This window comes from Streptomyces sp. NPDC030820 (genome assembly GCF_055572075.1).
Window position 1 is genome coordinate 312,134 of the sequence record NZ_JBVIEB010000009.1, and the last position, 12,807, is coordinate 324,940.

Consider the following 12,807-nt stretch of genomic DNA (forward strand, 5'->3'; position numbering starts at 1 on the left):
CCCCGTTTCGGGTGTCACCCCGGATGTGTGTTCGCGGGGGGCACGCGCCCCCGCGGAAGGGGTGGATACCCGGGCGGGAGTGGGGGTACGCCTCGAACGCGCGCACCATTCACTCCCGTCGGGCAGCCGGTGAAGCGGAACTCAGCCGATCCTGTGCATCCAGCCGTGCTTGTCCTCCGTCACGCCGCGCTGGATGCCGAGCAGGGCCTCGCGCAGGCGGAGGGTCACCTCGCCGGGGGTGCCGTCGCCGTGGGTCCAGGCGTCCGTCTTGGTCTTGACGTGGCCGATGGGCGTGACCACGGCGGCGGTGCCGCAGGCGAAGACCTCGGTGAGGGCACCGGAGGCCGCGTCCGCCCGCCACTGCTCCAGGGTGACCACGCCCTCCTCGGCGGTGTAGCCGAGGTCGCGGGCGACCTGGAGGAGGGAGTCGCGGGTGATGCCCTCCAGGATCGAGCCGGTCAGCTCCGGGGTGACGATCCGGTCGCCGTAGACGAAGGCGACGTTCATGCTGCCGCTCTCCTCGACCTTGGTGCGGGTGACCGCGTCGAGGTAGACGACCTGGTCGCAGCCGTGCGCGGCGGCCTCGGCCTGCGGCAGCAGCGACGCGGCGTAGTTGCCGCCGGTCTTGGCGTCGCCGGTGCCGCCGGGGACGGCACGGACGTGGTCCTCGGAGACCCAGATGGTGACCGGCTTGACGCCACCGGCGAAGTACGCGCCGGAGGGCGAGGCGATGAGCATGAACAGGTACTCGTTCGCCGGGTGCACGCCGAGCGCGGCCTCCGTGGCGAACATGAACGGGCGCAGGTACAGGGACTGTTCGCCACCGTGCGGCGGGACCCAGTCCGCGTCCTGGGTGAGCAGCGCGTCCAGCGCGGCGATGAACAGCTCCTCGGGCAGCTCGGCCATGGCCATGCGGCGGGCGGAGTTGCGGAAGCGGCGGGCGTTCGCCTCGGGGCGGAACAGCGCGATCGAGCCGTCGGGCTGGCGGTAGGCCTTCAGTCCCTCGAAGATCTCCTGGCCGTAGTGCAGGACGTGGGTGGAGGGGTCGAGGGAGATCGGGCCGTACGGGACGAGCTGGGCGTCGTGCCAGCCGCGGCCCTCGGTCCACCTGATCGTCACCATGTGGTCGGTGAAGTGGCGGCCGAACCCGGGGTTGGCCAGGATCGCCTCGCGCTCTGCGGCGGCGAGGGGACTGGCGGAGGGCTTGAGCTCGATCGTGGGCGTCGTCATGAGTGGTTTGTCCTTCACCGGTTGTAGTGACGGGCCGCGCTCACGCCCCGTCACTGCGACCTCTCAGTGATAGGACGTCCGAGCTTTCCCTCATACCGCGGCTCCGCGTTCGATTATCGCGCGGGGCCTACGGCGGAAGGAATGGGGGTGAAAGCGGCCCAGGGGTCGATGGTGGCACCCGGCGGGGACGTGGAAAAGCCGCCGGGCGGTCGTCCGACCCGGCGGCTTCGTGGTGGGGCGCCGGGTCAGCCGGCTACTCGGGCGGCGAGCGCGTCGCCGATCTGCGAGGTGCTGCGGGCACCCAGCGCGGCGCGCTCGGTGAGGTCCGCGGCGACCGCGGTGTCGATGCGGTCGGCCTCGTTGTCGTAGCCGAGGTGGCGCAGCAGCAGGGCGACGGACAGGACCGTGGCGGTGGGGTCGGCCTTGCCCTGGCCGGCGATGTCGGGCGCGGAACCGTGGACCGGCTCGAACATCGAGGGGAATTCGCGGGAGGGGTTGATGTTCCCGCTCGCGGCCACGCCGATGCCGCCGGAGACGGCCGCGGCGAGGTCGGTGATGATGTCGCCGAAGAGGTTGTCGGTGACGATGACGTCGAACCGCGCCGGGTCGGTGACGAGGTAGATCGTCGCCGCGTCGACGTGGATGTAGTCGGTGGTGACCTCCGGGAACTCCTTGGCCACCTTGTTGAAGATGTTCGTCCACAGGTGACCCGCGAAGGTCAGCACGTTGTTCTTGTGGACGAGGGTGAGCTTCTTGCGCGGGCGGGCCTGGGCGCGGGCGAAGGCGTCGCGGACCACGCGCTCGACACCGAAGGCCGTGTTGACGGAGACCTCGGTGGCGACCTCGTGCTCGGTGCCCTTGCGGATGGTGCCGCCGTTGCCGGTGTAGGGGCCCTCGGTGCCCTCGCGGACCACGACGAAGTCGATCTCGGGCTGGCCGGCGAGCGGGGTGGCGACACCGGGGAGGAGCTTCGACGGGCGCAGGTTGACGTGGTGGTCGAAGGCGAAGCGGAGCTTCAGGAGGAAGCCGCGCTCCAGGACGCCGGACGGCACCGACGGGTCGCCGATGGCGCCGAGCAGGATGGCGTCGTGCTGCTTCAGCGCGTCGAGATCGGCGTCGGTGAGGGTCTCACCGGTGGCGTGGTAGCGCCTGGCGCCGAAGTCGTACTCCTTCGTCTCCAGCTTCACATCCTGCGGCAGGACGGCGGAGAGGACCTTGAGACCCTCGGACACGACTTCCTGTCCGATGCCGTCCCCGGGGATCACTGCGAGATTGATGCTGCGAGACATGCGGGCACCCTACTCCTCGTCCCAGGGAATGACATGCCCCGTCCGCCATATGGACGACCTGGATGGCATGGACGGCATCGGACGAGGTGTCAGTGGCCGGTCTCGCCGCCGTTGTCGCGGCGGTCGAGGGCGCGCTGGAGGGCGGCGGCGGCGTTCTTGCGGTCGGACTCGCTCGTGCGGGTCGCGTGGCGGACTCGGCGGCGGACGGTCGTCTCGGCCATGGGAATCGACTCCTTCGGCAAACACGGAGTGCGGCAATGAGAGATTGCGAGACGCCGGATGGGGCGGGGAGCCAGGGGCCGCAGGGGTTGCCTGCACCGGGCCCGGCTCACGACCGCCATTCGCTTGATCGAGCGAGACGTTCGGCTCCTACAAAACTAAGGGAGCGGCCCGGTTCTGTCTGCACAATTACTCGGACTTCCTACTATCTGAGACAGTGGACCCCGTCACACCGCTCTGAGCTGGGCCTTCGCGTGTTCGGGTGACGGCGCTCCGAGGGACCGCAGGGCACGGATCAGGGCCCGTACGGCGGTCGTGGCGGCGAGCTCCGGGGTGGTGACATAGCCGACGGAGCGGTACGGCCGTTCCGGCCCGAGGTCGGTGATCCGGACGGCGGGCGGCGCCCCGGTGAGGGAGAGCGCGGGCATGATGGCCATGCCCAGCCCGCTGCCCACCATCGACAGCACCGCCCCGTCGTCCTCGGCGTTGACGGTCGCCGCCGGTATCCAGTCCTGAGCGGCCCACCAGGCGCGCGTGTAGGAGCCGCAGTTCTCGGCCCAGTCGACGAGCGGCAGGGTGCGCGGATCCGGGTGCCCGGCCGGATGCACCAGGGAGTACGGCTCCTGCAGCAGCACCCCGCCGACCAGTCCGGCCGCCGGTGGCCCGCTCAGGGTGGCGATGCCGAGGTCGGCCCGCCCGGCGGCGACCTCGCCCGCGGTGCCGGCGCCCAGTTCCCGTACGACGGTGACGGTCACCTCGATACCGGGGTGCTGTGCCGCGAGCCGCTCCAGGGCGGGCGGCAGCAGACGCAGGGCGGCGCTGCGGAAGGCGGCGATCCGCAACGGCCCGGAGAGCTCACCGGTGTCCGCGCCGCGGGCGTCGGCGGCCAGCGCCTGGAGCATGCGCAGCACCCGTCGCGCATGGGCGGCCGCCCGCTCCCCCGCGGGCGTCGGCCGGGCCCCGAACCGGCCGCGTTCGAAGAGCACGACGCCCAGCTTCCGCTCGATGCCACGCACGGCGTGGGAGACGGCGGACTGGGTGGCCCCGAGCCGGGCGGCAGCGGCGGAGAAGGCGCCCTCGTCGGCCACGGCGACCAGGAACCTCAGCTCCTGCGGGGCAAGGTCGACTGCTGTCATTCGGGGCTCCCACCTGCGGGTATGAGACGGCTTCATGGATCGGCGCGTTCCATGAGCCCAACCCCCTGCCCGCGTCCGGCATTCCCGCCTACCGTCCCTGCCATGACCGAGATCGCGCTCACCGTGCAGCAGACCTCCCGCCCCACCGGCTTCCCCACCGCCGGCCACTTCCGCTTCGCCGAGTCCCCGGTACCCGAACCGGCGCCCGGCACGGCCCTGGTGGAGAACCTGCTGTGGTCCGTGGACCCGTACCACCGCGAAATGATGGACGGGGACTTCCCGTTGAATGCCCCGCTGGAGGGCCGCACGCTGGGCCGGGTCACCGCCTCCCGCACCCCGGAGCTGCCCGAGGGCGAGATCGTCTTCCACCGCCGGGGCTGGCGCACGCATTCGGTGGTGCGCCCCGAGGAGGTCCGCCGGCTCCCGCACCACCCGGGCGTGCCGCTGTCGGCGTATCTGAGCGTGCTGGGCGGCACGGGCCTGACGGCGTACGTCGCCCTGACCCGGATCGCCCGGCTGCGCGCGGGCGAGGACGTGTTCGTCTCCGGCGCGGCGGGCGGGGTCGGCACGGCAACCGGCCGCTTCGCCCGGCTGCTCGGCGCCGGCCGGGTGATCGGCAGCGCGGGCACCGAGGAGAAGGTGAAGTACCTGACGGAACAGGTCGGCTACGACACCGCCTTCGACTATCGCACGGCTCCGGCCGCCGACCTGCTGGCCCAGGCCGCCCCCGGCGGCATCGACGTCTTCGTGGACAACGTCGGCGGCGACCAGCTGGGCGCGGCGATCGGCGCGCTGCGCGAGCGGGGCCGGGTGGTGCGGGTCGGCACGATCAGCCAGTACAACACCCCGGATGCCCCGCCCGTCCTCTTCGACCATGCGGACGTGGTGGAGAAGAGCCTGCGTATCGAGGGCTTCCTGGTGAAGGACCACCGGGACGCGCAGCAAGAGCTGTACGACTTCGCCGTACCGCATCTGCGCAGCGGGGCGCTGACGGCGGACGAGACGGTGGTCGACGGGTTCGGGCGGATCGTGGAGGCGTTCCTGCTGATGCTGCGCGGCGGCAACACGGGCAAGATCCTGGTCCGCGCGGCCTGATGACCCATCAGGTGATGTCGCCGTCCCGCCAGTCGAAGACCAGCTCCCGGCCGGGGTCCAGCGGCCCGGCGAGCGCGGGCCGCACGTAGACGTCCCCCTCCTCCTCCGGCAGCCGCACGATCCCGTCCGGCGAGAGGGCGTGCACGCGTCCGCTCCACTGCTGCCAGCCCCGGCCGGCGTACAACAGGGCCCCCTCCTCGCTGGCGGAGAGCGCGCCGAGGTCGTAGGCCCGGTCGATCACCTGCTCCAGCCCGGCCATCACCCGCCCGCCGAGCCCGGTCCGCCGCACGTCGGCGCGTACGGCGACGGCCTCCACGTACCCGGTGCGCAGCCAGCGCCCGCGATGGCGGATCCGGCGCATCACGACGGCCCCGTGCGCGGCGATCCCGGCGCCGTCGCGAACGAGCGCGTGCGTGCCCCCGAGCCCGTGATCCCAGTCCTCGTCGGAGAAGTCCCCGTCGAACGCCTCGTCCAACAGGGCGCGGACGGCACGGAGTTCGCGGGGATCCAGGTCGGCGGTGTGGGCGAGACGGAGAGCGGCGGCCATGCCCTCAGTATCACACCTGACCGCTCGCGCGTGTTTGACGGGTCACTCACAGTCAACGGCTTTGCGGTTGCAGATCCAAAGGCGGCGTAGCAACGTTGTCGATGGAACGGATGGGGCTGCCGGTGCTGCTGTGACGGGACGGCAGTGACATACCGGCTCTCGCACGGCCGACCCCGCCGAAACCTCTCACCAGCCGAGCGCCGCTATCGGGCGCGGCGCGCTCCTGCGGTCCCATCGGACACCCGCACGCTATCGAGGCAGGTGGTGACATGCCCACGAACACATCGCGCGTCTCCCGCACCCTCGCGGTCCTCGCCGTGGCCACCCTCGGCGGTGGCCTCCTGGTCTCGGGACCGGCCCACTCGGCACCGAGTACGGGATCGGTGACCTACTCCGGGACAGTGGACTGTGGGACGAGGTTCCCGAACACCGTCCCCACCGACGTGACACTGAACGCCGGTAACGGAGCCGTCGCGGACGACGTGGACAACAACGGCCAGGCGAACGGAACTTACGGCCCTGTCGACCTCACCGTACCGGTGGGCAAGAAGTTCAACCTCCGTGTCACCGTGAACTGCGAGAGCGCGGGCGGAACGACCAGCACCTTCCACCCGAACACGCGGCAGAGCGGCCGGCACGACGGCGACGATGTCACGCTGAACTTCTCCTGACTGGCAACGGGCCGGCGAGCCTGCTCCGACGGCAGGCTTGCCGGCCCGTGGTTCACGGGGCTGAGGGTCAGCCCATGTGCGGGTAGGAGTAGTCGGTCGGCGGGACCAGGGTCTCCTTGATGGCGCGGGTCAGGGTCCAGCGCAGCAGGTTCTGCGGGGCGCCGGCCTTGTCGTTGGTGCCGGAGGCGCGGCCGCCGCCGAAGGGCTGCTGGCCGACGACGGCGCCGGTCGACTTGTCGTTGATGTAGAAGTTGCCCGCCGCGTAGCGGAGCTTCTCCATCGTGTATGCGGCCGCCGCACGGTCGTTCGCGATGACCGAACCGGTCAGGGCGTAGTCCGACACCGACTCCATCTGCTCCAGCATCTCGTCGTACTTGTCGTCCTCGTAGACGTAGACGCCGAGGACCGGGCCGAAGTACTCCGTGCGGAAGATCTCGTTCTCCGGGTCGGTGGAGACGATGACCGTCGGACGGACGAAGTAGCCGACCGAGTCGTCGTAGCTGCCGCCCGCGACGATCTCGCAGGTCGGGTCCTCCTTGGCGCGGTCGATCGCGGCCTTGTTCTTGGCGAAGGCACGGTCGTCGATCACGGCGCCGATGAAGTTCGACAGGTCGGTGACGTCACCCATGGTGAGGTAGTCGACCTCGGCCGCGAACTCCTCCTTGAAGCCGGAGTTCCAGATGGAGGCCGGGATGTAGGCGCGGGAGGTGGCGCTGCACTTCTGGCCCTGGTACTCGAAGGCACCGCGGGTCAGGGCGGTCTTCAGCACCGCGCGGTCGGCGCTCGGGTGGGCGACCAGGAAGTCCTTGCCGCCGGTCTCACCGACCAGACGCGGGTACGAGCGGTACTTCTCGATGTTGGTGCCGACCGTCTTCCACAGGTACTGGAAGGTCCTGGTCGAACCGGTGAAGTGGATGCCGGCCAGGTCGCGGTGCTCCAGGGCGACCTTGGAGACCTCGATGCCGTCACCCGTGACGAGGTTGATGACGCCCTTGGGCAGACCGGCCTCCTCCAGCAGCTGCATCAGCAGCACGGCCGCGTGGGTCTGCGTCGGCGACGGCTTCCACACGACCACGTTGCCCATCAGCGCAGGGGCGGTGGGCAGGTTGCCCGCGATGGCACTGAAGTTGAAGGGCGTGATCGCGTAGACGAAGCCCTCCAGCGGGCGGTGGTCCAGGCGGTTCCAGACACCCGGGGAGTTCGCCGGGGGCTGCTCGGCGAGAATCTGGCGGGCGTAGTGCACGTTGAAGCGCCAGAAGTCGACCAGCTCGCACGGCGTGTCGATCTCGGCCTGCTGGGCGGTCTTCGACTGGCCGAGCATGGTGGAGGCGGCGATCGTCTCGCGCCAGGGGCCGGCCAGCAGCTCGGCGGCGCGCAGGATGATCGCGGCGCGGTCGTCGAAGGACATGGCGCGCCAGGCCGGGGCGGCGGCGAGGGCCGCGTCGATGGCGTCCTTGGCGTCCTGCTGGGTGGCGTTGCGCAGGGTGCCGATGACGGCCTTGTGGTTGTGCGGCTGGACCACCTGGAACGGCTCGCCGCCGCCCATCCGCTTCTCGCCGCCGATGGTCATCGGCAGGTCGATCGGGTTCTCGGCGAGCTCCTTGAGCTTGGCCTCCAGCCGGGCGCGCTCGGGCGAGCCGGGGGCGTAGCCGTGCACCGGCTCGTTGACGGGGGTGGGGACCTGGGTCACAGCGTCCATAGGTTCCTTGACTCCTTGTACGTGAGCGGGTGTTCGGACTCAGCCCTTGCTGACCATCGAGCGGAGGAAGAAGCGCAGGTTCGCCGGCTTCTCCGCGAGACGGCGCATGAAGTAGCCGTACCAGTCGGTGCCGTAGGCGGTGTAGACGCGCATGCGGTGGCCCTCGGCGGCCAGGCGCAGGTGCTCGTCGCCGCGGATGCCGTACAGCATCTGGAACTCGTACTCGTCCAGCTTGCGGCCGGCCTTGTGGGCCAGCTCCTGGGCGATGGCGATCAGGCGCGGGTCGTGCGACCCGATCATCGGGTACCCCTCGCCCTCCATCAGGATCCGCAGGACACGGACGTACGCCTTGTCGATCTCGTGCTTCTGCTGGTAGGCGACCTCGGCGGGCTCCTTGTAGGCGCCCTTCACCAGGCGGACGCGGCTGCCGGCGGCCGCGAGGCGGCGGGCGTCGGCCTCGGTACGGAAGAGGTAGGCCTGGATGACACAGCCGGTCTGCGGGAAGTCCTTCCGCAGCTCCTCGTGGATGGCGAACATCGAGTCGAGGGTGGTGTGGTCCTCGGCGTCCAGCGTCACGGTCGTACCGATGGCGGCGGCGGCCTCGACGACCGGCCGGACGTTGGCGAGCGCCAGCTCGTGCCCGCCGTCGAGCGCCTGCCCGAACATGGACAGCTTGACCGACATCTCGACCTTCTCGCCGAGCTGCAGCTCCTTGAGGCGGTCGATCAGCAGCAGGTAGGCGTCCCGGGCGGCGGTGGCCTGCTCGGGGGTGGTGATGTCCTCGCCGACGACGTCCATCGTCAGCTCCAGGCCCTTGGCCGTCAGGTCCTTGATGATCGGCACGATGTCGTCGACGGTCTCGCCGGGGATGAAGCGGTCGACGACCTGCTTGGTCACCGGGGCCGCCGAGATCAGGCGTCGCATCCGGTCGCTGCGCGACGCGGCGAGAATCACGGGACCCAGCACGGGGCACCTCCACAGACAAGCATCAAAATAGGCCATTACCCAACGCTTCGGGTACGGCACGGAGAACCACCGTGAAACCTAAGGATCTCTCCGATCGTGAGCCATCGACAGCTGTCACGCATCCGTGCACCGGATCTCAGACAGATGTATGAAGGCCGCCGGAAAATGAGGGAGAATGCCCGAGTGGCGGCGGATTTCAAGGCTTTCAAGGGTGACTACCAGGAGCTCGTGGACGAGATCTCGGAGCTGCTCGGGGTCCCGGCGACCCTGGAGAACCGCGACTTCGAGCTGATCGCCTTCGGGGCCTACGACAGCGAAGACGAGCTGGATCCCACCGCGCTGGACCCGGTGCGCACCCGCTCGATCCTGACCCGGCGCTCCACGGCCACGGTCCGGTCGTGGTTCGAGGGCTTCGGCATCACCCGCGCGACCGGGCCGGTGCGGATCCCGGCGAGCCCGGAGGCGGGCGTCTACCGCGGCCGGATCTGTCTGCCCGTACGGCACCGGGGTGTCGTCCTCGGTTACGTCTGGCTGCTGGACGGCGACCCGGGGCCGACGGACGCGCAGCTGGCCGCCGCGATGGAGGTGGCCGGCCGGATCGGTGCGCTGCTCGCGGACGAGGCGGAGGCCGGGGCCGGGCTGAGCCGGGAGCTGCGGGCGGTGCTCACCGCCGAGCGCGGCTGGCAGCAGGACATGGCGGTGGCCGAACTGCGCACCGCCCTCGGCCCGCGCGCCGACGGCCCGTTCACCCTCGTCTGCGTGGCCCCCTGGCCGTCGCCCGACCCGGACGACGCCCCCGCCGCCCGCACGATCCCCCACGCCACCGCCCTGTGCACCCTTCCCTGGGGCCCCTCGGAACAGAGCCTCGCACTGCTGGTACGGCTACGGACCACGGAGGTGAGCACCCCGGCCCTGACCGCGGCTGGACGGTTGCTGAAGGAGGCGCAGGGGGCACGGGGGACATCGGCTCGTGGTACGGGGGCTGGTGGCGCGGCGGGAAGGGCGGGGCGCGGCAGTCGGGCGGCGGGAGACGCAGGAGAAGCGGGGCAAGGGGCAGGGGCAGGGGCAGGGACGGGGGCAGGGGCATCGGGAGGAGCAGGGCGCGGGGCGGGGTCTGCGGGAGGAACCGGAGGAACGGGGCGGGGGGCCGGGTCGGGGGCGGCCACGGCAGCCGCGGCGGGATTCGCCGGAGCGGGGGCCCGGGTCGCCGGGGGTGCCGGATGCGCGGCCGGGGTCGGTGATCCCCGTAACGGACTCGCCGAGCTGGGCACGGTCTGGCAGGAAGCCACCGCCGCCGCGCGCGCCGCGCTGGCCGAGCCGCGGTTCGGGCCGGTCGCGGAGTGGGCGCGCATCGGGCCGTACCGGCTGCTGACCGCGCTGCCGCCGCAGGCCGCGCACGATCCCGTGGTCGGCCCTCTGCTCTCCCCCGCCAACCGGGAGCTGGCCCGCACCGCCGAGGTCTACCTCGACTGCGCCGGCCAGGCCGCCCGCACGGCGGCCGAACTGGGCATCCACCGCCAGACCCTGTACTACCGCCTCTCCCGGGTGGAGCAGCTGACGGGCCTGGACCTGGACGACGGCGAGGACCGCCTGCTCCTGCACATGGCACTGAAGCGGGCGCGCCTGGGCCGCAGACCTGGCTGACCTGGCCGAAGAAGCGAGCGGCCCAACGGTCACTTCCCGGCCTACGCCACCTTCCCCCACCCGATCACCGAGTCTCCGTGCCAGTGCCCGCCGCCGCCATGATCCGCCGTAGCCCCGCCGTCAGTTGCTCGGCGGTGGTCGCCGAGGACGGGTCGAAGAGCCACTGGACCATGAGGCCGTTCAGGAGGGTCTGGTAGAGACGGCCCTCGGTGTCCACCGCCTCCGGGTCGACGTCGGACTCCGGGATGCCGCTGAACATCGCCACCAGCCCCGAGCGGCCCTCCTGCTGGGCCTCGGCCAGCAGCTTGCGCACCTCCTCCAGCCGCTCGTCCTGGAACATCAGCTCGAAGCTCAGCATCCAGATCGCCCGTGACTCGGGCACCGTGCGGATGATGCTCGTCCACACCTCCTGGAAGCGCGCCAGCGAACCGGGAGGCTCGGTCATCGTCCCACCGAACCCCGGGTCGAACCGCTCCCCCACGCCCTCGATCAGCGAGACGTACGCCTGCACCAGCAACTCGGCCTTCGACCCGTAGTGGTAGCCGATGGACGCCAGGTTGGTGCCCGACTCCTTGACGATGTCCCGCGCGGTCGTGCGCAGGAACCCCTTCTCCAGCAGGCAGCGCTTGGCGCCTTCGAGCAGATCCTCACGGTGTCCCATGCCCACCAACCCTACCGCCGATCCATACGGACGTCCTAGACGGATGACTTATACGTGCGTTCTAGACAAGCGTTTAATACGCCCGTACAGTCACTGCCATGACGAACTCGACGAGCACCACCACCCCCGTCGGCGCCGACAGCGCCGCCCCAGCCCGTGCCGGGCGCCGCGAGTGGATCGCTCTCGGCGTGCTGATGCTGCCGCTGCTGCTGGTCTCGATGGACGTCTCCGTCCTGTACTTCGCGACCCCCGCGATCGCCGCGGACCTGCACCCGAGCGGCACCCAGCAGCTGTGGATCTTCGACGTCTACGGCTTCGTCCTGGCCGGCCTGCTGATGACGATGGGCTCCCTCGGCGACCGCATCGGCCGCCGCAAGCTCCTGCTGATGGGCGCCGCCGCCTTCGGCGCCGCCTCGCTCCTCGCGGCCTACGCGAGCAGCGCCGAGACCCTGATCGCGGCCCGCGCGGTCCTCGGCCTCGGCGGCGCGACCCTGATGCCGTCGACGATGGCGCTGCTGCGCACGATGTTCACCGACCCCGGCCAGCGGGCGAAGGCGATCGGGCTGTGGTCCGGCGTCATGACCGGCGGTATCGCGCTCGGCTCGGTGATGAGCGGCATCCTCGTCGAGCACTTCTGGTGGGGCTCGGTCTTCCTGGTCAACCTGCCCGCGATGGCCCTGCTGCTGCTCCTCGGCCCGGTGCTGCTGCCGGAGTCGAAGGACCCGAACCCGGGCCGTTTCGACTGGGTGAGCGTCCCGCTGTCGATGGCCGCCGTGCTCCCCGTGATCTACGGCCTGAAGGAGATCCCCTCCGAGGGCTGGCACCCGCTCTACGTCGTCTCGGTCACCGTCGGCCTGCTCTTCGCGGCCCTGTTCGTCCGCCGTCAGCGCACGAACGCCTCCCCGCTGATCCCGCCGGCCCTGCTGAAGGGCCACGGCTTCACCCCGGCGCTGGTCCTCAACCTCGTCGCCGCCCTCGCCATGATGGGCTCGGCCATCTTCACCACGCAGTACCTGCAGTCGGTCCTCGGCAAGAGCCCGCTCTCGGCGGCCCTGTGGAGCCTGCTGCCCTCGGTGTTCATCGGGATCGCCGGTCCGGTCACCGCACAGCTCGTCCAGCGGGGCGTCAACCGGGGGTACGTCGTCGCCGGCGGCTTCGCGGCCATGGCGGCCGGTTACTCGATGCTCGCCCTCGTCGGCACCGACTCGCTGTGGCTGGCGCTGGCCGGGGCCGGCGTCCTCGCCTGCGGGATGGTCGCGATCGTCTCCCAGCTGACCGACCTGGCCATGAGCGGCGCCCCGGTGGAGCGGGCGGGCACGGCCTCCTCCCTGCTGGAGACCAGCGCCGAGTTCGGCGGCGCGCTCGGCATGGCGGTCCTCGGCTCGATCGGTACGGCGATCTACCGCCACGAGATGCCGGCCACCGCCCCGGCCGGGGCCCGCGAGACCCTGGGCGACGCCCTCGCCACGGCCGCCCACCTGCCCGGCCCCGCCGGCGAGTCCCTCCTCGCCACGGCCCGCGAGGCCTTCACCAGCGGGATGCAGGGCGCGGCGATCGCCGGGGCCGGCGTGGTGGCGCTGGCGGCGGTGGGGGCGGCTGTGACGCTGCGGAGGATCGCGGTCAGCGACAACAGCGACAACTAGGAGACGC

General features: G+C 71.1%; 12 protein-coding genes. 4 read left to right on the plus strand and 8 right to left on the minus strand.

Features of this window, described 5'->3' with window-relative positions; all coding sequences use genetic code 11:
- Positions 1 to 141: 141 nt before the first annotated feature.
- The 4 genes from ACZ418_RS25975 to ACZ418_RS25990 all read right to left on the minus strand — a co-directional run bounded on the left by ACZ418_RS25975 (position 142) and on the right by ACZ418_RS25990 (position 3,874).
- Entirely contained in the window at positions 142 to 1,230 is a 1,089-nt protein-coding gene (locus ACZ418_RS25975) for a branched-chain amino acid aminotransferase (RefSeq protein WP_468367154.1), read from the minus strand.
- A 245-nt stretch (positions 1,231 to 1,475) separates the two neighbouring features.
- On the minus strand, positions 1,476 to 2,519 hold the full coding sequence (locus tag ACZ418_RS25980; RefSeq protein ID WP_468367157.1) for a 3-isopropylmalate dehydrogenase: 1,044 nt from the start codon (positions 2,517 to 2,519) through the stop codon (positions 1,476 to 1,478).
- Between the two features lie 89 nt (positions 2,520 to 2,608).
- Positions 2,609 to 2,740: a hypothetical protein gene (locus tag ACZ418_RS25985; RefSeq protein ID WP_107118689.1), complete on the minus strand. Its 132-nt coding sequence runs from the start codon at positions 2,738 to 2,740 to the stop codon at positions 2,609 to 2,611.
- A gap of 225 nt (positions 2,741 to 2,965) precedes the next feature.
- Positions 2,966 to 3,874, minus strand: a complete 909-nt coding sequence (locus tag ACZ418_RS25990; protein ID WP_468367160.1) for a LysR family transcriptional regulator — start codon at positions 3,872 to 3,874, stop codon at positions 2,966 to 2,968.
- Positions 3,875 to 3,976: 102 nt separating this feature from the next.
- Between ACZ418_RS25990 and ACZ418_RS25995 the strand changes: the two genes are divergently transcribed.
- Positions 3,977 to 4,969 carry an NADP-dependent oxidoreductase gene (locus ACZ418_RS25995; RefSeq protein WP_468367162.1) on the plus strand — a complete coding sequence of 331 codons (993 nt, stop codon included), beginning with the start codon at positions 3,977 to 3,979 and terminating at the stop codon, positions 4,967 to 4,969.
- 7 nt (positions 4,970 to 4,976) lie between these two features.
- Here the strand turns inward: ACZ418_RS25995 and ACZ418_RS26000 are convergent, their stop codons facing one another.
- Positions 4,977 to 5,516: a GNAT family N-acetyltransferase gene (locus ACZ418_RS26000; protein ID WP_468367165.1), complete on the minus strand. Its 540-nt coding sequence runs from the start codon at positions 5,514 to 5,516 to the stop codon at positions 4,977 to 4,979.
- Between the two features lie 269 nt (positions 5,517 to 5,785).
- Between ACZ418_RS26000 and ACZ418_RS26005 the strand changes: the two genes are divergently transcribed.
- A complete protein-coding gene (locus ACZ418_RS26005) occupies positions 5,786 to 6,187 on the plus strand; it encodes a hypothetical protein (protein WP_468367168.1) in 402 nt (133 codons plus the stop codon).
- 67 nt (positions 6,188 to 6,254) lie between these two features.
- Here ACZ418_RS26005 and pruA read toward each other — a convergent pair whose 3' ends face one another.
- Entirely contained in the window at positions 6,255 to 7,886 is a 1,632-nt protein-coding gene (gene pruA / locus ACZ418_RS26010) for an L-glutamate gamma-semialdehyde dehydrogenase (protein WP_468367171.1), read from the minus strand.
- A 39-nt stretch (positions 7,887 to 7,925) separates the two neighbouring features.
- Positions 7,926 to 8,852, minus strand: a complete 927-nt coding sequence (locus tag ACZ418_RS26015; protein WP_468367174.1) for a proline dehydrogenase family protein — start codon at positions 8,850 to 8,852, stop codon at positions 7,926 to 7,928.
- A 165-nt stretch (positions 8,853 to 9,017) separates the two neighbouring features.
- Between ACZ418_RS26015 and ACZ418_RS26020 the strand changes: the two genes are divergently transcribed.
- Positions 9,018 to 10,496 carry a PucR family transcriptional regulator gene (locus ACZ418_RS26020; RefSeq protein WP_468367176.1) on the plus strand — a complete coding sequence of 493 codons (1,479 nt, stop codon included), beginning with the start codon at positions 9,018 to 9,020 and terminating at the stop codon, positions 10,494 to 10,496.
- A gap of 64 nt (positions 10,497 to 10,560) precedes the next feature.
- On the opposite strand, the gene ACZ418_RS26025 is transcribed toward ACZ418_RS26020, so the two are convergent.
- Positions 10,561 to 11,157 carry a TetR/AcrR family transcriptional regulator gene (locus ACZ418_RS26025; RefSeq protein ID WP_468367179.1) on the minus strand — a complete coding sequence of 199 codons (597 nt, stop codon included), beginning with the start codon at positions 11,155 to 11,157 and terminating at the stop codon, positions 10,561 to 10,563.
- Positions 11,158 to 11,255: 98 nt separating this feature from the next.
- On the opposite strand from ACZ418_RS26025, the gene ACZ418_RS26030 reads away from it, so the two are divergent.
- Positions 11,256 to 12,800 (plus strand): MFS transporter, encoded by a 1,545-nt coding sequence (locus ACZ418_RS26030; RefSeq protein WP_468367182.1) that lies wholly within the window; start codon positions 11,256 to 11,258, stop codon positions 12,798 to 12,800.
- The last annotated feature ends 7 nt before the right edge of the window (positions 12,801 to 12,807 follow it).

Bases quoted from the DNA above. Each gene is read 5' to 3' on its own strand.
- ACZ418_RS25975 (WP_468367154.1), bottom strand. From the start codon at position 1,230: ATGACGACGCCCACGATCGAGCTCAAGCCCTCCGCCAGTCCCCTCGCC.
- ACZ418_RS25980 (WP_468367157.1), bottom strand. From the start codon at position 2,519: ATGTCTCGCAGCATCAATCTCGCAGTGATCCCCGGGGACGGCATCGGA.
- ACZ418_RS25985 (WP_107118689.1), bottom strand. From the start codon at position 2,740: ATGGCCGAGACGACCGTCCGCCGCCGAGTCCGCCACGCGACCCGCACG.
- ACZ418_RS25990 (WP_468367160.1), bottom strand. From the start codon at position 3,874: ATGACAGCAGTCGACCTTGCCCCGCAGGAGCTGAGGTTCCTGGTCGCC.
- ACZ418_RS25995 (WP_468367162.1), top strand. From the start codon at position 3,977: ATGACCGAGATCGCGCTCACCGTGCAGCAGACCTCCCGCCCCACCGGC.
- ACZ418_RS26000 (WP_468367165.1), bottom strand. From the start codon at position 5,516: ATGGCCGCCGCTCTCCGTCTCGCCCACACCGCCGACCTGGATCCCCGC.
- ACZ418_RS26005 (WP_468367168.1), top strand. From the start codon at position 5,786: ATGCCCACGAACACATCGCGCGTCTCCCGCACCCTCGCGGTCCTCGCC.
- pruA (WP_468367171.1), bottom strand. From the start codon at position 7,886: ATGGACGCTGTGACCCAGGTCCCCACCCCCGTCAACGAGCCGGTGCAC.
- ACZ418_RS26020 (WP_468367176.1), top strand. From the start codon at position 9,018: ATGAGGGAGAATGCCCGAGTGGCGGCGGATTTCAAGGCTTTCAAGGGT.
- ACZ418_RS26025 (WP_468367179.1), bottom strand. From the start codon at position 11,157: ATGGGACACCGTGAGGATCTGCTCGAAGGCGCCAAGCGCTGCCTGCTG.
- ACZ418_RS26030 (WP_468367182.1), top strand. From the start codon at position 11,256: ATGACGAACTCGACGAGCACCACCACCCCCGTCGGCGCCGACAGCGCC.